General features: G+C 39.1%; 22 protein-coding genes. 15 read left to right on the top strand and 7 right to left on the bottom strand.

Features of this window, described 5'->3' with window-relative positions:
* Positions 1-10: 10 nt before the first annotated feature.
* From BMW39_RS09445 to BMW39_RS09470, 6 genes are all read right to left on the bottom strand, one after another.
* Positions 11-505, bottom strand: a complete 495-nt coding sequence (locus BMW39_RS09445) for a hypothetical protein (protein ID WP_034974078.1) — start codon at positions 503-505, stop codon at positions 11-13.
* Between the two features lie 10 nt (positions 506-515).
* Entirely contained in the window at positions 516-1,733 is a 1,218-nt protein-coding gene (locus BMW39_RS09450; protein ID WP_034974079.1) for a 3-phosphoshikimate 1-carboxyvinyltransferase, read from the bottom strand.
* Positions 1,734-1,816: 83 nt separating this feature from the next.
* Positions 1,817-2,143 (bottom strand): nucleotide pyrophosphohydrolase, encoded by a 327-nt coding sequence (locus BMW39_RS09455; RefSeq protein ID WP_034974080.1) that lies wholly within the window; start codon positions 2,141-2,143, stop codon positions 1,817-1,819.
* On the bottom strand, positions 2,143-3,528 hold the full coding sequence (locus tag BMW39_RS09460) for a hypothetical protein (RefSeq protein WP_034974081.1): 1,386 nt from the start codon (positions 3,526-3,528) through the stop codon (positions 2,143-2,145). Before BMW39_RS09460 ends, BMW39_RS09455 begins: the two co-directional genes overlap by 1 nt.
* A gap of 135 nt (positions 3,529-3,663) precedes the next feature.
* Complete coding sequence (locus BMW39_RS19730; RefSeq protein ID WP_083391915.1) at positions 3,664-3,978, bottom strand: T9SS type A sorting domain-containing protein; 315 nt, start codon at positions 3,976-3,978, stop codon at positions 3,664-3,666.
* A complete protein-coding gene (locus tag BMW39_RS09470) occupies positions 3,969-4,256 on the bottom strand; it encodes a hypothetical protein (protein ID WP_034974083.1) in 288 nt (95 codons plus the stop codon). Before BMW39_RS09470 ends, BMW39_RS19730 begins: the two co-directional genes overlap by 10 nt.
* A 221-nt stretch (positions 4,257-4,477) precedes the next feature.
* Here BMW39_RS09470 and BMW39_RS09475 point away from each other — a divergent pair, with 221 nt between their 5' ends.
* From BMW39_RS09475 to BMW39_RS09545, 15 genes are all read left to right on the top strand, one after another.
* Positions 4,478-6,559 carry an alpha-ketoacid dehydrogenase subunit alpha/beta gene (locus BMW39_RS09475; protein WP_245750473.1) on the top strand — a complete coding sequence of 694 codons (2,082 nt, stop codon included), beginning with the start codon at positions 4,478-4,480 and terminating at the stop codon, positions 6,557-6,559.
* A 151-nt stretch (positions 6,560-6,710) separates the two neighbouring features.
* Entirely contained in the window at positions 6,711-7,310 is a 600-nt protein-coding gene (locus BMW39_RS09480) for a TetR/AcrR family transcriptional regulator (protein WP_165569337.1), read from the top strand.
* 47 nt (positions 7,311-7,357) lie between these two features.
* Complete coding sequence (gene paaE, locus BMW39_RS09485) at positions 7,358-8,440, top strand: 1,2-phenylacetyl-CoA epoxidase subunit PaaE (protein ID WP_034974085.1); 1,083 nt, start codon at positions 7,358-7,360, stop codon at positions 8,438-8,440.
* A gap of 53 nt (positions 8,441-8,493) precedes the next feature.
* Entirely contained in the window at positions 8,494-9,060 is a 567-nt protein-coding gene (locus tag BMW39_RS09490) for a hypothetical protein (RefSeq protein ID WP_034974087.1), read from the top strand.
* Positions 9,061-9,093: 33 nt separating this feature from the next.
* Entirely contained in the window at positions 9,094-10,053 is a 960-nt protein-coding gene (gene paaA / locus BMW39_RS09495; protein ID WP_034974089.1) for a 1,2-phenylacetyl-CoA epoxidase subunit PaaA, read from the top strand.
* Between the two features lie 60 nt (positions 10,054-10,113).
* On the top strand, positions 10,114-10,401 hold the full coding sequence (gene paaB, locus BMW39_RS09500) for a 1,2-phenylacetyl-CoA epoxidase subunit PaaB (RefSeq protein WP_028123345.1): 288 nt from the start codon (positions 10,114-10,116) through the stop codon (positions 10,399-10,401).
* A gap of 403 nt (positions 10,402-10,804) precedes the next feature.
* Positions 10,805-11,569, top strand: a complete 765-nt coding sequence (paaC, locus tag BMW39_RS09505) for a 1,2-phenylacetyl-CoA epoxidase subunit PaaC (RefSeq protein ID WP_034974090.1) — start codon at positions 10,805-10,807, stop codon at positions 11,567-11,569.
* A gap of 126 nt (positions 11,570-11,695) precedes the next feature.
* A complete protein-coding gene (paaD, locus tag BMW39_RS09510) occupies positions 11,696-12,181 on the top strand; it encodes a 1,2-phenylacetyl-CoA epoxidase subunit PaaD (RefSeq protein WP_034974091.1) in 486 nt (161 codons plus the stop codon).
* A 32-nt stretch (positions 12,182-12,213) separates the two neighbouring features.
* Positions 12,214-13,041: a hypothetical protein gene (locus BMW39_RS09515; protein ID WP_034974092.1), complete on the top strand. Its 828-nt coding sequence runs from the start codon at positions 12,214-12,216 to the stop codon at positions 13,039-13,041.
* A 29-nt stretch (positions 13,042-13,070) separates the two neighbouring features.
* Positions 13,071-14,228: a 3-hydroxyacyl-CoA dehydrogenase NAD-binding domain-containing protein gene (locus BMW39_RS09520; RefSeq protein ID WP_034974093.1), complete on the top strand. Its 1,158-nt coding sequence runs from the start codon at positions 13,071-13,073 to the stop codon at positions 14,226-14,228.
* 78 nt (positions 14,229-14,306) lie between these two features.
* Positions 14,307-15,512: a 3-oxoadipyl-CoA thiolase gene (gene pcaF / locus BMW39_RS09525; protein WP_034974094.1), complete on the top strand. Its 1,206-nt coding sequence runs from the start codon at positions 14,307-14,309 to the stop codon at positions 15,510-15,512.
* A 93-nt stretch (positions 15,513-15,605) separates the two neighbouring features.
* Positions 15,606-17,651 carry a phenylacetic acid degradation bifunctional protein PaaZ gene (gene paaZ, locus BMW39_RS09530; protein ID WP_034974095.1) on the top strand — a complete coding sequence of 682 codons (2,046 nt, stop codon included), beginning with the start codon at positions 15,606-15,608 and terminating at the stop codon, positions 17,649-17,651.
* A 94-nt stretch (positions 17,652-17,745) separates the two neighbouring features.
* A complete protein-coding gene (vapB, locus tag BMW39_RS09535) occupies positions 17,746-17,967 on the top strand; it encodes a type II toxin-antitoxin system VapB family antitoxin (RefSeq protein ID WP_034964144.1) in 222 nt (73 codons plus the stop codon).
* Positions 17,967-18,353, top strand: a complete 387-nt coding sequence (locus tag BMW39_RS09540) for a type II toxin-antitoxin system VapC family toxin (RefSeq protein ID WP_034974096.1) — start codon at positions 17,967-17,969, stop codon at positions 18,351-18,353. Before vapB ends, BMW39_RS09540 begins: the two co-directional genes overlap by 1 nt.
* 14 nt (positions 18,354-18,367) lie before the next feature.
* Positions 18,368-19,123 (top strand): enoyl-CoA hydratase/isomerase family protein, encoded by a 756-nt coding sequence (locus BMW39_RS09545; protein ID WP_034974097.1) that lies wholly within the window; start codon positions 18,368-18,370, stop codon positions 19,121-19,123.
* Between the two features lie 256 nt (positions 19,124-19,379).
* On the opposite strand, the gene BMW39_RS09550 is transcribed toward BMW39_RS09545, so the two are convergent.
* Entirely contained in the window at positions 19,380-20,060 is a 681-nt protein-coding gene (locus BMW39_RS09550) for a response regulator transcription factor (RefSeq protein ID WP_034974350.1), read from the bottom strand.
* Positions 20,061-20,063 lie beyond the last annotated feature (3 nt).

Consider the following 20,063-nt stretch of genomic DNA (forward strand, 5'->3'; position numbering starts at 1 on the left):
AATTTACATTTTAAAAACTTAATCCAATATCCTCTTTCAGAATCATTCCAGTATCTTCCAAATTACAGATGCAACCTTTGACGGTTTTATAATTTCCTACAATGCGCGTCTCTTTTCCTTTTTTGTCAGTAATGATAATTCCGGCAGAGTAAACTTCGCCTTCTGCGTGATAGGTTCGAAATAGCAAATATTCGTAGCCATCATTTGTGAACTGAAGGTTGTCAATCTCCATTCCCGCATTTTGAATTCCGCCACCACGATAGTAAGAATTATAATGAAATTGCTTCCAACTTTCCTTTGTTCTCTTGGCTGGGAATTCCATCTCAATTCTACTTTTGGTTCCAAAACGATATTGAATATACTTGTTGGATTTATCTTTAACCAAAGACATTTTCTTTCCATTCTTAGTTTCAAATGAGTAGATGATTTCCTCATTGGGCAAAAGATATTGTGACCAAATTGTGGCAGGAATCAGAAACAAAAAAAAAAGAATATGTTTTTTCATTAATGTAAAATTAACTCGTAGTTACCTTCTCAAAATCCTCCCAAAACTCAGGATAAGATTTCTCGACAACGTCTTCATTCTCGATATTCAATTCTTTGATTAATGCAAACGGCGCAAAGGCCATCGCCATTCTGTGGTCGTTGTAAGTCGCGATTGAAATGTTTTCCTCAGATTCTATGAATTCCGAAGATTCTATTTTTTCAACCGTAATGTGCGTTTTCGCTCCGATTTTCAACAATTCATTTTGAAGTGCGACTAATCTGTCAGTTTCTTTTACTTTTAACGTGTGAAGTCCTGTGATTTCAAATGGAATTTTCAAAGCGGTTGCCGTCACACACAGCGTTTGCGCAATGTCCGGACAGTCATTCATATCCAATGTAATCAATTCCGGATATTCAAAAGCTGGCTCTGGTAAAAGTGAAATCGAATTTTCCGCATAATCCGAAACCGTGTTGATTCCGAAATATCTCCAGTAAAGTTCCTTGATGACGCTGTCGCCTTGCAGAGAAAGTGTGTGATAGCTTTTCAAGGTGATGGTTTTTCTGCCAATCGCCGACAAAGAGTAGAAGTAGGAGGCCGATGACCAGTCACTTTCCACTTCGTAATGTTCGATTCGCGTATGCTCTTTATGCGCAACGATTTCGATTTTATTTTCAGCAAAATGAGATTTGATTCCGATTTCGTTCAGGATTTTCAAAGTCATTTCAAGATAAGGTCGAGACGTGATTTCACCTTCCAATTCCAAGGTCAAACCGTTTTCCAATTTTCCTCCGATTAATATTAACGAAGTCAAAAATTGGCTGGAAACATTCGCGGAAATCTTAACCAGATTCTTTTCTAATTTCTTCCCGATGATTTGCAACGGCGGAAAACCTTCTTTTTCAAGATAGGTAATGTCTGCGCCGAGTGACTGAAGTGCATCCACTAAAGGTTTGATTGGTCGGTTTTTCATTCGGTCGGAACCGGTCAGGATTGTTTTTCTACCTTCAAAAATCGAATAATAAGACGTGAGAAAACGCATCGCAGTTCCAGCGTGGTGGATGTCCACAATTTCGGAATCCGATTCCAAAGCTTTTTTCAGCAAAGTTGTGTCCTGAGAATTGGAAAGATTGAGCATATCAATGTTCCCGAAGAGTTTCCCTAAAATCAAAAGACGGTTCGAAATGCTTTTCGAACCGGTAATTTGGATTTTTTGATTATCGATTAATTCAGATTTTTGTAATATCATAGTTTGTTTGGAAGTTGGAAGCGGGATGATGGAAGTTTAATCGATGCGTTTTAAAACATCCATCTTCCATCATCCAACTTCATCTATTTTAATTTCTCGTTATTTTGATGTCTATCCTTGTCTCTTTCGGTTTTTACCTTCATTTTTTTGTCGAAGGCCGATTGTAAATCTGTTCCGGTTTGATTGGCGAGACAAAGCGTAACGAACAGAACGTCCGCCAATTCTTCGCCAAGGTCTTTGGATTTGTCGGATTCCTTTTCAGATTGTTCGCCGTATCTTCTGGCGATGATTCTGGCCACTTCGCCCACTTCTTCCGTCAGCATTGCCATATTCGTCAATTCATTGAAGTAGCGAACGCCAATGGTTTTTATCCATTCGTCAACCTGATTTTGGAGTGTCGTGATTTCCATTATTGATATGCGCCGATTGTTGGTTGAGCGCCTCTTGGATTTCCAACAATATCGGAAGCGGTGATTCCGGTGGTATTAATTCCTTTTCCTTTCGCAGGAGAATCAGCCTTCACTCTCAGATTCATTTTCTGAGTATAGTAGTTTTGGAATTTTGGGTCTTCGTTTTTAATGATGTTGTCTCCAATCGGATTGAAGCTGGAAGAAGCACTCAATTTCAATAATGAATTATCAAATCTTGCGTTGATTGTTCCGCCATTTGCAATCTCGGTCAATGAAATCATTTCGGGTGAGTCTCCGTAAACGATGGAATTGTTGACTCTCAGGATTGTATTTCCAGAAAACAGTTCATCTCCATTTTGATAGACATTACTTGCGTAGATTCCCGTAGCATTCATCGATGGATTCAGATTCCAATAGTTGGCAAGCGTAGAGTAGTTAAGCGTATAAGTTCCACCACCAGCTATGGCAAAATCGGCTTCACCACAATTGTTCATCACCAAATTGTTGGCGGTAATATTTGATGCAATCCCGTAGATTCCAGCATTCTGAAAGGTATGGATGATGGTATTATTAATTGTAGCTGTATTATTTTTAAGTTGAAGACCAACATTCCCGCCGAAAAGTCTGGCGTAATTCATATTAAGAACTGTTGCTTCATCCATTTTGATTCCGTTCCAGTTGGCAGGAAGTGTGTCGTATTTCGTGTCACTTCTGTCACCTCGGAAAATCACTTCATCGCCAAGAGCTCCTTTTACATCAAGAATCGAATTTTTCGCAAAGTTCATTCCGCTGTTTTTTCGGAAATAGACTTTCGTGCCTTTTTCCATCGTCAAGGTTTTTCCTTCAGCAACGGTCAAATCTCCGAAAATCACTTTTACTTTGTCTTTGGTCCAAGTTGTGTTTTCAGAAATAATATTTGGATTTGAATCAGATTTGATAAAATATTCCGCATCCTGAACAACTGAGAATAATGTCACCTTTTGCTCACCAGCTGGCGTATTGAAAACAACCTTGTCTTCAGCAATGGCTTCCGGCGCGTTGGCAATCGGCGCAATTTCTACAAAAACATAAAGGCTGTCTTTTCTTCTCAGCGCCACATTTTCGAAACTTGTCCCCACTTTACCATCCACATTGATTCTGTAAAGCGAACCACTTCCGCCTTCCAGCGCAATTCTAGGAATCAAAACATCCTTATCTTCATTGTTAAAGACTTTCACGGCGTAAGTTTCCGAACGCATCTGGTTGTAAACCGTGTCGCAAAAAACAGTGTCGGTGGAGAATCTCAACAGCTGCGTTGGCGATTCAAACGAAATATCATCGCGATTGCATCCTGCTAATAACAAAAGTGACCAAAATGCAATGCCAAGGAATATTTTAATTTTCATTTATCTTGTTTAATCTTCAAAACTACAAAATTTAAATTTTTATTTTGTGATGAGGAAGATATTTTAATGATATTAAACAAAAAATCCTTTCATTGTCATAAACAATGAAAGGATTGACGTTTTTAAAAACGAATATTACTCTTTTATAAATTTCTTATTGACTGTTTCTCCAGTTTTTGTAGTTGCAGAAATAATGTAAGTTCCTTTAGCAAGTTCTACAAGATTGATTGCTTTTTTCGAGGTTGATATTTGTTTAACTATTTTGCCGGAAAAGTCAGAAATACTAATATCTGAAACTTCTTCTGAAATGTGGAGAATGTCTTTTACAGGATTTGGGGAAACTGTGAATGATTTTGATGTAAATTCATTAGTACTTAAAGCAGGGCCATTTATTGTATATGAAACAGCTTCTGATTCTATATTGCCCTCATAAACAGCTTTTACATAAATGCCTGAGTTAGAAAATCACATCCATCATTGATTCCAAAACGAGAATCACATCCTATAGAAGTAGTAGTTTGAAATCTGTATAATTCATTTTCACGATAGATATTATAACCAATCAACTCATTATGAGGAGTTTCAGGCGGAGCCCAGGATAAAGAGAATATATTGTTGTAGGGAAAAATATGCGTATGATACCACGATAAATTTTGGATAGGATTGTTTTGCGCAAATCCTAAATTATAAATAAGGATTGCAAAGATAAAAAGGAGAGTTTTTTTCATAGGTTTTAGTTTTAATTGATTCAAATATAGTGAATTATATAAAATGAACATATCGTGTTGGAATAAAATTTATTGTCTTCTTTTAAGTCTAAAAAAACATTCTTTCGTATCACTTAAAAACTAACTAACATTTGTTAGTTAAATAAAAATTCGTAAGTTTGTTTAAATCACATTCATAATTCAATATTAAAATTAATTAACTGAATGTCAAATGTTTAAATATGGAAATGACCAAAAGACATTTTTTAAACAAAGAAATTTCTCTGACTGATTTACTCAAGTCAGCTTATCGTCTGATGTTTACGGCAAAAACAATGACCGATTTGTTTGAACAGGAAAAAAAAATAACTTCGAAGTACGTTCACGCCACTTCCCGCGGACACGAGGCGATTCAGCTGGCTTTGGGAATGCAGTTGTTGCCACAGGATTTCGTGAGTCCTTATTATAGAGACGATTCTATTTTGCTCGGAATCGGAATCACGCCCTACGAATTGATGCTTCAACTTTTAGCAAAACGAGACGACCCGTTTTCAGGCGGAAGAACCTATTACGCGCATCCAAGTCTTAGACGCGACGATTTCCCGAAAATCATCCACCAAAGTTCCGGAACAGGAATGCAAGCCATCCCAACCACCGGAATTGCAATGGGAATGCAGTACAAAGAAGAAACCGGAATCGCCGAAAATCTTGACGAAAAACCAATTGCAGTCTGCTCGCTCGGCGACGCAAGTTGCACAGAAGGCGAAGTTTCCGAAGCATTTCAAATGTCAGCGTTAAAACAATTGCCAATTCTTTATCTGGTTCAGGACAACGAATGGGATATTTCCGCCAGCGCAGACGAAATCCGAGCGCAGGATATCACACGATATATGCAAGGTTTCAACGGCATCGAAACCAGAACCATCGACGGAACAGATTTTATCAAATCCTACGAAACCGTCAAAGAATGCATCAAAATCATTCGTGAAGAACGCCGTCCAATGCTGATTCACGCCAAAGTTCCTTTACTTAATCATCACACTTCCGGCGTTCGAAAAGAGTGGTACCGAGATGATTTGGAAGAATGCGCGAAAAATGACCCATTAATCAAATTAAGAAATCAACTTTCAGAATTCAGCGTAGAAGATTCCGAAGTTGAAAACATAGAAAAAGAAGTTGCCGAACTCGTAAGAACCGACTTCGAAAACGCTGTTTTAGCAGAAAACCCAAAACCGGAAGACGCCTACAAACACGATTTCGCACCAACGCCAATCACCGAAGAAAAAGGAGAACGTTCCCCAAGCGGAAAAATCCCAACCGTAATGGTAGATTGCGCGCTTTTCGCCATAAGAGAATTGATGACAAAACATCCGGAAGCCTTATTATATGGACAAGATGTTGGCTTAAGGTTAGGCGGTGTTTTCCGTGAAGCGATTACTTTGGCAGCACAATTTGGAGAGAAACGCGTTTTCAACACCCCAATTCAGGAGGCGTTTATCGTTGGTTCAACGGTCGGAATGAGCGCGGTTGGACTGAAACCAATTGTCGAAGTTCAATTCGCCGATTACATTTGGCCAGGCTTGAATCAATTATTCACCGAAGTTTCCAGAAGTTATTATTTGTCTAATGGAAAATGGCCAGTGTCAATGATTCTTAGAGTTCCTATTGGCGCTTACGGAAGTGGCGGACCCTATCATTCAAGTTCTGTGGAAAGTGTTTTGACGAATATCATAGGTATCAAAATCGCTTATCCTTCAACAGGTGCAGATTTGAAGGGTTTGATGAAAGCTGCTTTCTATGACCCGAATCCTGTTGTAATGCTGGAACACAAAGGATTGTACTGGTCCAAAACCGAAGGCACAGAAAATGCAAAAACCATAGAGCCGGACGAAGATTACATCATTCCATTTGGTAAAGCGAGAGAAGTTTTGCTTTGCGAAAATCGTCGCGACAAGCCAACGTTGACCATCATCACTTACGGAATGGGCGTTTATTGGGCTTCGAACGCAGCAAAAGAATTTGAAAATCAAATCGAAATCATTGATTTAAGAACGCTCGCACCTTTAGATGAAAACCGTGTCTTCGAAAGTGTGAAAAAACATAACCGTTGCATCGTTTTGACGGAAGAACCTGTGAATAATAGTTTTGCTCAAAGTCTCGCAGCAAGAATCAGTGACAATTGTTTCAGACATCTGGACGCACCGGTTAAAGTGGTTGGTGCCAAAGATTTGCCTGCAATTCCCATCAATTCCGAATTGGAAAAGGAAATGTTGCCGAACACCCAGAAATTAATTAAAGAAATAGAGCAATTGTTGAAGTATTAAATTAACCACATAGGCACAATAGAATTTAAATGAAATTTTATATTGATAATAAGAAAACATAGAGATAATTTTATTTTTAAATATTTGAACTTGAAAATAAGACTGATGAAAACTATGTGTCTATGTGGTTTAATTAAGATTGTAAATGAATATGATGGAAGAAAATGTTCTGACTCCGAAAATAAAAATCAATAAAAAAGAATTGATTTTGTGCGAGGCCGCAATGCTTTTCAAAGAAAAAGGTTTCGGCGGAACCAGTATGCGCGACCTCGCCGAAAAAGTGGGAATGGAAGCGGCAAGTATGTACAACCACATCAAATCCAAAGACGAAATTCTGGAATTGATTTGCTTTAAAATTGCCAACCAATATATTTCCCAACTTCAGGAAATTGAAAGTACAAACCAGACTTTTCAAGAAAAACTGAACGCTATCATTGGACTTCACGTTCAGTTGATTATCGAAGATTCTGCCTCAGTTTCTGTAGCGAATAACGATTGGAAATATTTGTCTAATGACAAGAAAGAACAATACAAACAAACCAGAAAATCCTACGAAAAAAGCTTTGCCAACATCATAGAACAAGGAATGCAAAACGGCGAATTCAAAAAAATGAATGTTTCCGTCGCACTTTTCACGATGTTATCTTCCTTAAGGTGGATAGAACTTTGGTACAAACCAAGTCGCGAAATCACACCACAGGAACTGGAAGATGATTTGAAAACATTATTAATGAAAGGTTTAAATAATTAGAATTTAAAGTCATTGTACTTTTTACATCATACATTTTACAAATAAAAATGTCAACAACATTTCACCCTTTAACCGTCAGAAAAGTCAAGAAAGAAACGCAGGATTGTGTTTCCATAAGCTTTGATGTGCCTTCAGAATTGGCAGAACAGTTCAAATTCACCCAAGGCCAATACCTGACTTTCCGACAAATCAATGGCAACGAGGAACTCCGTCGTTCCTATTCAATCTGTGCAAGTCCGCACGAAAACGAATTGAAAGTCGCTGTGAAAAAAGTTCCCGAGGGCCTGTTCTCTTCTTTTATGAATGAAAATCTGAAAGAAGGTGACATTCTGGAAGTAATGCCTCCAATGGGAAAATTCTACACAGAACTCAATCCCGAGAACAAAAAAACCTACGTAGCTTTTGCAGCAGGAAGTGGCATTACGCCCATTATTTCCATCATCAAATCAGTTTTGAAAAACGAGCCTCAAAGCCAGTTCATTCTGATTTACGGAAACAAAAACAAAGCGACCATCATTTTCAAAGAAGAAATCGAAGCGTTGAAAAACCGTTTTATGGAACGCCTTAGCATTTATCACATTCTCAGCCGCGAGGTTGCCGACGCCGATTTGTTGAGTGGCAGAATCAATTCCGAGAAAGCAAAATCATTTCTCAACAATATCATTCCGGCAGAGAAAATCGATGAGGTTTTCCTTTGTGGACCAGAGGAGATGATTCTCGGCGTGAGAGACACTTTGGTCAGTGCCGGCGTGGATGCCAAGAAGATTCACTTCGAATTGTTCTTCAGCGCAGCTTCTGCCGAAAAGAAAAAAGAACACGAGTCGGCAATCAACAAATCAGATGATGTGTTTAGCAAAGTCACCGTCAAGTTGGATGCAACCGCTCTGAAATTAGATTTGGCTTACCACGGCCCAACCATTTTGGACGCTGCTTTGCAAAACGGAGCCGACTTGCCTTACGCCTGCAAAGGCGGTGTTTGCGCCACCTGCAAATGCAAACTGGAAAAAGGTGAAGTCGTAATGGACATCAATTATTCCCTCGAACCAGACGAGATTGCCGCAGGATTTATCCTGTCTTGCCAAGCGCATCCGAGGTCGGAGGAAGTGGTTGTTAATTTTGATATAAAGTAAAATTACATTCAAAATATTACTAAATCGATTGATTTAATTATAGACTAAACCAAATGTTCAAAAGATTTTTTCAAAAACAAAATTCAAACAAAATTTCCAAAGTAGATTATTGGAAAAAGTGGGAATTGTATGAATTATTTGATGACTTACATAAATCTGAAGCAATCATTAATAATATTAAAAACAACGATGAAGCTTTTTTAAATTTCAAAAATGATTTTATTGAAGAATTGTATGAAATTGAAGGAGATAATGTTGCAGATTTTACGAGGATTTGGGAATGGTTTAAATCGGCAGAAGAATGGGAATGGTTTTGTGGAGAAGAAGGAAGTGAATTAAGGACTAATATTTTTCGCATTACTGATAAATGGAAGAGAAACCAAGATTTTATAAACGGTACAAAAGTTTCACTAAATGCCGAAGTTAGTGTAGTTATAGAAAAAAAATCAGATGATGATAACTATGGACAAATCCGTTGGGACACAGATAAAGAAAACGATACTGAAGATTGGCGTGGGCTATTTGGAAGTTTTTTAAGTTCGGGAGGGGAAATTATTAGTCAAGATTATCAGTTCAGATTTATAAATGATGATGGAACAATGAAAAAATCTAGCAATTAAAGTTGTAAGATTAATCTGTTAAAACAAAACATTATGGAAACAACACAAATCAATTTAGAAGAACATTTTCAGAATAAAATAGACAGCGAAATCCGCATCGAACCAAAAGACTGGATGCCAGACGCGTACAGGAAAACCCTGATTCGTCAGATTTCTCAGCACGCCCATTCCGAGATTGTTGGAATGTTGCCGGAAGCCAACTGGATTACGCGCGCCCCAACTTTGAACCGAAAGAAAATCCTTTTGGCAAAAGTTCAGGACGAGGCTGGTCACGGTTTGTATCTCTATTGCGCTGCCGAAACTTTGGGCGTTACGAGGGACGAAACCATCAATGATTTGCATTCCGGGAAAGCCAAATATTCCAGTATTTTCAATTATCCAACGTTGACGTGGGCAGATATGGGCGCAATCGGTTGGCTAGTAGATGGCGCTGCGATTTTGAACCAAGTACCACTTTGTCGCGCTTCTTACGGACCTTACGCCAGAGCGATGGTTCGGATTTGCAAGGAAGAAAGTTTCCACCAAAGGCAAGGTTACGAGCTGATGATGAAACTCGCACAAGGTTCGCCAGAGCAGAAAGCAATGGCTCAGGATGCGTTTAACCGTTGGTGGTGGCCAACCTTGATGATGTTCGGACCCAAAGATGCCGAATCCGGAAACACAGAACTCTCAATGAAATGGCGAATCAAACGCTTCACCAATGACGAGCTGAGACAGCGTTTCGTAGATGTTTCCATTCCTCAGGCCGAATATCTGGGCTTGACGATTCCCGACCCAGACTTGAAATTCAATGAAGAAACCGGACATTACGAATTCGGGGAAATCGATTGGGATGAGTTCTGGAAAGTGGTAAAAGGCAATGGCGCTTGCAACAAAGAACGTGTCGAGACCCGCAAAAAAGCCTTCGACGACGGCGCTTGGGTAAGAGAAGCCGCAACCGCTTACCACGAGAAAAGAAAATTAAGAGAAGAAGACAACAGAAAAACAGTTTAATATAAGCCGGAAGATTAAAGTCTATTATCTCTAATCTATCCGTCTCTAATCTGAAATATTATGCAAAATACAGAATGGCCACTTTGGGAGGTTTTCATCAGAAGCAGACAAGGCCTCGACCACAAGCACGTCGGCAGTCTCCACGCTGCGGATGCTGATATGGCAATCCAAAACGCGCGCGATGTTTACACCAGAAGGATGGAAGGCGTCAGCATTTGGGTCGTAGAATCCAAGCATATCCACGCCACAAACCCCGACGATTCCGAAGCGTTTTACGAACCTTCGGAAGACAAAGTTTACCGCCACCCGACGTTTTACCACGTTCCGGAGGAGGTGAAGAATATGTAAAGGCGTACTTTCGGAAAATACCTAGCGTGTCACAAGGCAACGGCGGGCGTGCGAACGACTCACGGCACGTGTGCCATTAACAAACTTCAAGTGTGCCTTTGCAAATTCCCTCCTAGAAGGACTTTCCAGAGCACAAATTTGAAGATGAAAATATAATTGAAAATGATTTTTATGGCAGCTTAATCCGCCTTCCGTTCCTGCTTTTTTCTGTTCGGTGCCTAAGCGTAGTCGAAGGCACCGAACAGAAAAAGAGCTCCACTCAAGTCGGGCTGCAGAATCAGTATAGAACAACAGTTATCCTAAAAACACAATATTGTCATTCCGTAGGAATCTCAACGGTCTAGATTCCTACGGAACGACAAAAAGAAATTAATAAAAGTTAAAAACCTTTGTACTCAAACAAATGGAAAATAATAAAAACAACTGGCTCAATTATCTCCTGCATCTCGCAGACACAAGCCTCATTCTAGGTCAGCGTCTTTGTGAATGGTGCGGAAAAGGTCCAGTCTTGGAACAGGATATTGCCTTGTCAAACATCGCTTTGGATTTGTTGGGAGAATCTTCCAACTATTATCAATATGCAGCCGAGGTTCAAAATGAAGGGAATACCGAAGACGATTTGGCATTCCTCAGAAACGAGCGTGATTTCAAGAATCTATTGTTGGTAGAAAAAGAAAACGGTCATTTCGGAGACACGATTGCAAGACAGTTTTTCTTCGATGCCTATCATCATCTATTGTTGACAGAACTGAAACACCACTCCGATTTGAAACTCGCTTCCATCGCAGAAAAGTCTTTGAAGGAAGTGACGTATCATTTAAAGTGGAGTAGTGAATGGATGATTCGATTGGGTGACGGCACAGAAGAAAGCCACAGCAAAATCCAAAAGTCAGTCAATGATTTGGTAGATTTCACAGACGAAATGTTCATTCCTACTAACTGGGAATTAGAATTAATTGAACAACAAATAATTCCAGACATCAGAACTTTCCGAACCAAATGGGAAACCAAAGTTCTGGAAATCCTCAACGAAGCCACTTTGTCCATCGATTTCGAAAAATCAAGAAAACTGACAGGCGGAAAAGATGGCAAACACACGGAAAAAATGGGTTACATCTTAGCTGAAATGCAAATAATGCAACGCACTTATCCTAATATGGAATGGTAAATTGTAACGCAAAGGCGCAATAGCTGTGAATATAAAACTGGTTTAAGTCGCAAAACATTGCGCTAATCTTGGCGACTTAGAACATTAAATTGATAAAAATAATTGCGCCTTTGCATTAAAAATAAAATGACAATAACACAAAACGACATCTGGCAAATCCTGAAGGAAGTTCCCGACCCGGAAGTTCCCGTTCTCAATCTTTTGGATTTGGGAATTATCCGTGATGTGAAATTCAGCGGTGACGAAATAGAAGTTGTAGTGACACCCACTTACTCCGGTTGTCCCGCCACATCGATGATTAATATGTCGATTAAACTGAAACTAATTGAAAAAGGTTTCAACAACATCAAAATAACAAACCAATTGAGTCCAGCCTGGACAACCGATTGGATGACAGAAGAAGGAAAACAAAAATTGAAAGCTTATGGCATTGCACCACCTATCTATTCAAAAAATGGTGACGAACTATTTTCAAAGACAGATGAGGTTGAGTGTCCGCTTTGCAGTTCGAAACATACACATTTAGTCAGCCAGTTTGGTTCCACAGCTTGCAAAGCATTATACCAATGCGATGATTGCAAAGAACCGTTTGATTATTTTAAATGCCATTAACTTTATCAAGGGTTAAAAAAATAAAGACGTAAATGGACAAAAAAGCAAAGGACATTTTATTCAAAACATATTGGTCTAGCAAAGGTTGGAAGGATGAATTTTTTACAGAAACTTCTAATTTTGAATATGCAAAAACAAAAGGACTAATGTTTGACAAGCTAACAATTTCACACGATGATTGTATAAAAAGAATATTTGAAATTGCTAATAATATTAAAATTGAAAATGTTGCCAAAGCATTTTTAAGCAGTTTGTCGAGTAGAAGATTGGATTTACGTTCGGGAATTGCATCATATTTTGTAGCACAAAGATTTGCGCCACATCAATATGTGCCAGTTGTTTCAGGACATTCTTACACAAATGGAAAAATTACTCATACTTCCTATACTTGTGGAATATGTAGAGATTTGAAATATGGATTTGTAGGTCATAAGCTTTATGAAAATACAGACTTAAATGTATTAAATTTTGAAAGGATAAAATGGGGCGGAATTCGACTTGGTGATTTGGTTTACACTTTTTTTGATTTGGAACAATTTGCCAAAGAACATATAACAGAACCCACAAAAGACGATGCAGAAATTTTTAAAGGAATTTTAGAAGCCATCAACTGTTGTAAAGAAGATGATTATCCAAGTGTTTTAAGGGATAAATTAAAAGATGTACCCAACCTAAAATCAAGCAAAGACGAAAGGAGTATTATTCTCGAAATTCTGGCTTGTATCGAAGTATTGAAACCTGCAAATTACGACAGGCCTACAACGCACAAAAACGATTGGACTTATGTTGAGTTTTGGCGCGGAGAAGATGGTTATCATAAAGAAGCTGTTGAAAAGTATTTTGGAAAATATTTAAAATAAAAATTAGAATAGGTTAAAGGCAGAAAAAAATGAAAATAGGAATAGTCGGTAGTGGCGCAATGGGAAGCGGAATAGCACAGGTTTTGGCAACAGCCGGAAACGAGGTTTTGTTGTACGACAGTAATCCAATTGCCTTAGAAAAAGCCGGTCAAAACCTTGAAGCGCAGTTTCAAAAATTGGCTGAGAAAGGCATAATGACCTTCGAAGAAGCTGAGAATTATTTTGATAATATCCGATTGAGCGATAAGTTATCCGAATTAAAAGATTCAGAATTAATCATCGAAGCAATTGTTGAAGATTTGGAAATCAAGAAAGATTTGTTCCAAAAATTAGAAAGTCTAGTTTCCGAAGATTGCATTTTGGCGACGAATACGTCATCGTTATCCATTGCATCCATCGCTTCGGCTTGTCAGAAACCGGAACGAGTGATTGGGATTCACTTTTTCAATCCGGCGCCTTTGATGGCTTTGGTAGAAATTATTCCTGCCGTTCAGACGGATAAAGATTTAATTTCAAAAACGAAGAGCTTAGTCGAAAGCTGGAAAAAACTTCCAGTGATTGCAAAAGATACACCCGGATTTATTGTTAACCGTGTGGCAAGACCATTTTATGGAGAAGCGATTCGGATTTTGGAAGAAGGCATTGCCGACTGCGCAACCATTGATTTTGCAATGACCAGTTTGGGAGGTTTCAAAATGGGACCATTTCAATTGATGGATTTTATTGGTCACGACGTGAATTACCGAGTGACGGAAAGTGTGTTCAAAGAATTTTTCTACGACCCGAAATTCAAACCGTCATTCACACAAAAAAGATTATTTGAAGCAGGGTATTTTGGGAGGAAATCTGGAAAAGGTTTTTATGATTACTCACAAGATACCGAACAACCAAAACCAAACGAAAATCCAGAATTAATAGAATTAATATTCAAAAGAATCTTGGTAATGCTAATGAACGAAGCTTCAGACGCTTATTTCTTAAACATAGCTTCAGCAGAAGACATCGATTTGGCAATGACAAAAGGCGTGAATTATCCAAAAGGTTTATTGAAATGGGCAGATGAATTTGGATTGGAAAATCTTCAGAATGAACTCGACGAACTTTATAATTTCTACCACGAAGACCGCTACAGATGCAGTCCGATTATCAGAAACTTAGTAAAACAAAATAAAACTTTTTATAACTAGTTGATGGTTGATGGTTTTCGGTTGATAGATTTGTTATTCGCTGAAAAACCAAAAACTGACAACTAACAACTAACAACTATGAACGAAGTATATATAATAGATGGCATCCGAACGCCGATTGGAAAACTGAAAGGAAGCTTATCTTTCGTTCGTCCCGATGATATGGCGGCTTTTGTCATCAAAAAATTATTGGAAAGAAATCCTAACATCGACCAAAGTAAAATCTATGATGTAATTTTAGGTTGCGCCAATCAAGCCGGCGAGGACAACCGAAATATCGCAAGAATGTCGGCGTTGCTTTCCGGTTTGGATTATCACGTTCCCGGAGAAACGGTTAATAGGCTTTGCGCTTCCGGATTGTCAGCAGCGATTAATGCAGCGAGAGCCATTCAAGTTGGCGATGCCGATTTGATGATTTCCGGCGGTGTTGAAAATATGACGCGTGGACCATTGGTGATTTCAAAATCTGAAAATCCTTTCGGTGGCGATGCGAAAATCTACGACACCACTTTCGGCTGGCGTTTCATCAATCCGAAAATGAAAGAAATGTATGGCGTAGATGCAATGGGTGAAACAGCAGAAAATCTGGCTGAACGTGACCAAATTTCCCGTGAAGACCAGGATTTGTTTGCCTTTAATTCTCAACAGAAAGCGAAAGTTGCTCAAGAAAACGGAAGATTGTCTCAAGAAATTGTTTCTGTCAATATTCCTCAAAGAAAAGGTGATGATTTGATTTTCGATAAAGATGAATTCCCGAAGAACGATACAACTTTGGAAGGCTTATCAAAATTAAGAACAGCTTTCAAAAAAGACGGAACAGTCACGGCAGGAAACGCTTCCGGATTGAATGACGGTGCAGCAGTTAATTTATTGGCTTCGGAAAATGCGATTAAAGAATTTGGATTAACACCAAAAGCAAGAATAGTTTCAAGCGCAGTTGTCGGTGTTGAACCTAGATTGATGGGAATCGGTCCGGTAAAAGCAACTGAATTAGCATTACAAAAAGCAGGATTGACATTCAACGATATTGATATTATTGAATTGAATGAAGCATTCGCTGCACAAAGTTTGGCCTGCATCAGAGCTTGGGGATTGGATGATAACGATTCCAGAATCAATCCGAACGGCGGCGCCATTGCACTTGGACATCCACTAGGAATGAGCGGTGCAAGAATCCTGAATTCCGCGATGTACGAACTTCAAAACCAAAATAAAAAATATGCCCTGGCAACAATGTGTGTCGGCTTGGGACAAGGTTTTGCGGTGATTATTGAGAAAGTTTAAATCAGACGAATAGATGATAGACGAATAGAATATAGACATTTTAAAATCTATCATCTATCCGTCTATTATCTAAAAGTCTAAAATCTAAAAATTATGCAACTAGAAAATTACGCGCTCGGCAGATGGACAAAAGGAGAGGGAGAAGGGCAGGCTTTATATAATTCCATCAACGGCGATTTGGTGGCAACGGCAACTTCCAAAGGTTTGGATTTTGCAGAAATGATGGATTACGCCAGAAAAGTTGGCGGTCCGGCTCTTCGAAAACTCACTTTTCAGGAAAGAGGATTGATGTTGAAGAAACTCGCTTTTCATCTTTTGGAAAAGAAAGAAACGTTCTACAAAGTGAGTTGGGCAACCGGCGCAACAAAAGCTGACAGTTGGGTTGACATCGAAGGTGGCATCGGAAATCTTTTTGCGAATGCATCACTTCGAAGACAATTTCCAGACGTACCTTATTATATAGATGGCGAATCGGTGAAACTTTCCAAGGAAGGGACTTTCATCGGCCATCATATTTGCACGCCGAAACGTGGGGTTGCGATTCATATCAATGCATTTAATTTTCCGGTTTGGGGAATGTTGGAAAAAATCGCGGTCAATCTTTTGGCTGGCGTTCCGGCAATCGTGAAACCTGCGACAGCAACAAGTTTTTTGACGGAAGTTGTCGTTAAAGAAATTATTGCCTCAAAAATTCTACCCGAAGGAAGTCTGCAACTGATTTGTGGTTCGGCGAACGGAATTCTGGAAAGTGTGACCAGCGAAGATGTTGTAACATTTACAGGTTCGGCTTCCACAGGGAAAATGCTGAAATCTCATCCGAGAATTCTTGAAGAATCTGTGCCTTTCAATTTGGAAGCTGATTCTCTGAATGCAATGGTTTTGGGTGAAGATGCAAAACAAGGAACAGCGGAATTTGATTTGTTCATCAAAGAAGCCGTTCGTGAAATGACAACCAAAGCCGGACAAAAATGTACGGCGGTGAGAAGAATTTTAGTTCCTGTTAATTTGGTTGAGGATGTTCAAATTGCGCTTGGACAAAGACTTTCAACCGTTGTCATCGGCGACCCGAATGTCGAAGGTGTGAGAATGGGTGCTTTGGCAAACAGAGACCAAGTGAAGGAAGTTTCTGAAAAGGTTCAAGAATTATCCAAGACTCAGGAAATCGTTTTCGGAAATTTGGATGATTTCGATGTGAAAGGTGCGGACAAAAATAAAGGCGCCTTCATTTCCCCGATTTTATTCCTTAATTCCGACCCTTTCAAATATACAGATTGTCATAACATTGAAGCTTTCGGACCCGTCAGCACGATTATTCCTTATCATGATATCGATGAAGCGATTGAGTTGTCGAGAATGGGAAAAGGTTCACTTTGCTGTTCTGTTGTGACGGCTGATGACGATTTTGCAAGAGAATTTGTCATCGGAGCCGCATCGATGCACGGCCGGATTTTGATTCTCAATTCCGATTGTGCAAAAGAAAGTACAGGTCACGGTTCGCCTTTGCCAATGCTGGTTCACGGCGGTCCGGGAAGAGCTGGCGGAGGTGAGGAAATGGGTGGAAAACGTGGCGTTCTTCATTATATGCAACGCACGGCAATCCAAGGTTCGCCAACGACTTTGACCAATATCACGCAACAATATCAATATGGCGGAAAACAGTTCGAGGACAATATTCATCCATTCAGAAAACATTTTGAAGAACTGAAAGTCAGCGAAACTTACATCACGGCAAAACATACGGTCACAGAAGCGGATATCACCAATTTTGCCAATGTTTCCGGTGACAATTTTTATGCTCATATGGACGCAACCTCTTTTGAAGGAACAATTTTCGAAGGTCGAGTCGCACACGGTTATTTCATTTTGAGCAAAGCGGCAGGATTGTTTGTTGACCCGAGAAAAGGTCCGGTTCTACTGAATTATGGTTTGGATGAATGCCGTTTCGTGAAACCTGTTTATCCCGGAATGACGATTGGCGTGAAGTTTACCTGCAAAGAAAAAATCAGTCAGGAAAAACGCGACGAATACGATATTGCCAAAGGAATCGTCCGCTGGCTCGTGGATGTTTACGACGAAACCGGAGAAACTGTGGCGATTGCTACGATTCTGACAATGGTGAAAAAACTGAATCAAGAATAAATTTTTGTAAATTTGATTTTTACTTAAAAAAAATATTGAGCACGAATTAACTTGATTCTAATTTTAATCGACTATCATTTATCAATTATAACTTATGACATCTCTTTCACTATACACCAAAATAGAAACGCTTCCTCCAGCTTTGAAGGAAGAGGCGAAAGATTTCATAGAATATCTTCTTGAGAAGACTAAGAAAAAAAAGAAGGAATCGGAATCCAACAAAAAATCTGAAAAAACATTTGGTAGCTTGAAAGGAAAGATTTCACTTTCAGAAGATTTTGATGAACCATTAGATGATTTCAAAGATTATATGTAATGAATTATTTGCTGGACACTCATACATTTTTATGGTTTTTGGAAGGGAACGAAAATCTTTCTGATGATGCACGTTTTGCAATAGAAAATCCAAATAATATTAGTTTTATTAGTATTGCTTCGATTTGGGAAATTGCTATAAAACTAAATTTAGGAAAATTAAGACTTGATATAAAATTGGAAGAATTGAAGTCGGAAATACTTAAGAATGGCTTCGAGATTTTACCTTTGGATTTTGAACACGTCATAGGACTTTCTAATTTAGAAGCAATTCACAAAGACCCATTTGATAGAATCATTATCTCCCAAGCTATTTGTGAAAAATGCATCATAATTTCTAGAGATTCAAACTTTAACCTTTACAAAAACGTGAATTTACTTTGGTAAATCAAAACTAATAAATGGAGGCATACGTAAAATCAACCATAGAAAACGGAATCGGAACCATCGAATTTTTCCATCCGCAAAGCAACTCGATGCCGAGTTCGCAACTTAAAAATCTTGTAGAAGAAATCAACAACCTTGGAAAAAATGACGACGCAAAAGTCATCATCCTGAAAAGCGGTGGTGAAAAAGCCTTTTGTGCAGGCGCATCTTTCGACGAATTAATTTCCATTCAGGATTTCGAAACTGGAAAAACATTTTTTTCAGGTTTTGCCAATGTTATCAATGCGATGAGAAAATCTCCGAAATTGATTATCGCAAGAATCCACGGAAAGGCCGTTGGTGGCGGTGTAGGAATTGCGTGTGCAGCAGACTACACATTTGCGACGGAAAATGCTTCGGTAAAGCTTAGTGAATTGGCGGTTGGAATTGGACCTTTCGTCATCAGTCCAGTTGTCGAGAAGAAAATCGGAACTTCGGCTTTTGCACAATTAGCCATCAACGCGACAGAGTTTTATTCCGCTGAATGGGCGAGAGAAAAAAATATGTTCCAAGATATGTACGAAACGACGGAGGAAATGGATGCTGAAATTCAAATCTTGGCAGAGAAATTGGCAGCTTCAAATCCGGAAGCGATGTTCGAGTTGAAAAATATTCTTTGGAAAGGAACAGACCACTGGGACCATCTTTTGACGGAGCGTGCGGCGGTCAGCGGGCAACTGGTTCTGTCGGAGTTTACCATTAATGCAATTAATCAGTTTAAAAGTAAATGATCAAAATAAAAAACCGCCTTCCCAATCTGGAAGGCGGTTTAGTTTTCATTCGGAAATTGATCTTCATCTTTGTTCCAAATGGGTTTTCATCGTTTTGGTTTTATTTTAAGAAAGCATTTGTGTCTTTTTATTGATGAGTCAAAAGTAAGCCGATTTCATTTATTGGATCACAGTGGAAATTACCAATTTCAAAATTGCGTATTTATACGGAATGCTTTGAGCCAGTTGTTGTCATGAATGTTTCCTAAAAATAAGACTAAACGGTTTTCGGAATGGCGTGGATCCCATTAATGATGGCGAAGATGACGATGCCGACCGTATTTCTCGCTCCGATCTTATCGAGGATCCGTTGGCGGTGGCTTTCTACGGTTCTGGGACTCAAGTATAAGATATCGGCGATTTCTTGATTGGTCTTTTCCTTGCAGATCAATTTTACAACATCCGTCTCTCTGTTGGACAGCGTTTCTTCGGTTTCAAACAATGATATTTTTCTGGAAGGTGTGTTCATGTACGAAAGCAGCATCTCGTGGTCTGCCTTTGTAAAATAGACGCCGTTCCGGTGTACAGTTTCTATTGCTTCGATGAAGGTTTTTCTATCAGAATTTTTTGGGAGGAAGGCGGAAACGCCCAGTTTTACCATATATCCCAACACGCTGCTTTTGTAATGCGAGGACAGAATAATGATCTTGAGCTCAGGATAATTCTTCTTCAAGATCTCCACAAGCTGGAATCCGTCCATTGGCTGCATCTGAACATCGATCATGGCAATGTTTGGAAGTTCATCTGGACTAAGCTGTTCCAAATATTCCAGAAGCTGACTTCCAGCGGTGGTCATGTGCTGGACAGAAATATCATCTTCCAAAGACAGCAACATTTTGATGCCTTCCAGGATAAGTTGCTCATCGTCTACCAAAACAAGTTTAATATTTTTTTCCATCAT

It is taken from the genome of Epilithonimonas lactis (genome assembly GCF_900110605.1).
Classification (GTDB): Bacteria; Bacteroidota; Bacteroidia; order Flavobacteriales; family Weeksellaceae; genus Epilithonimonas; species Epilithonimonas lactis.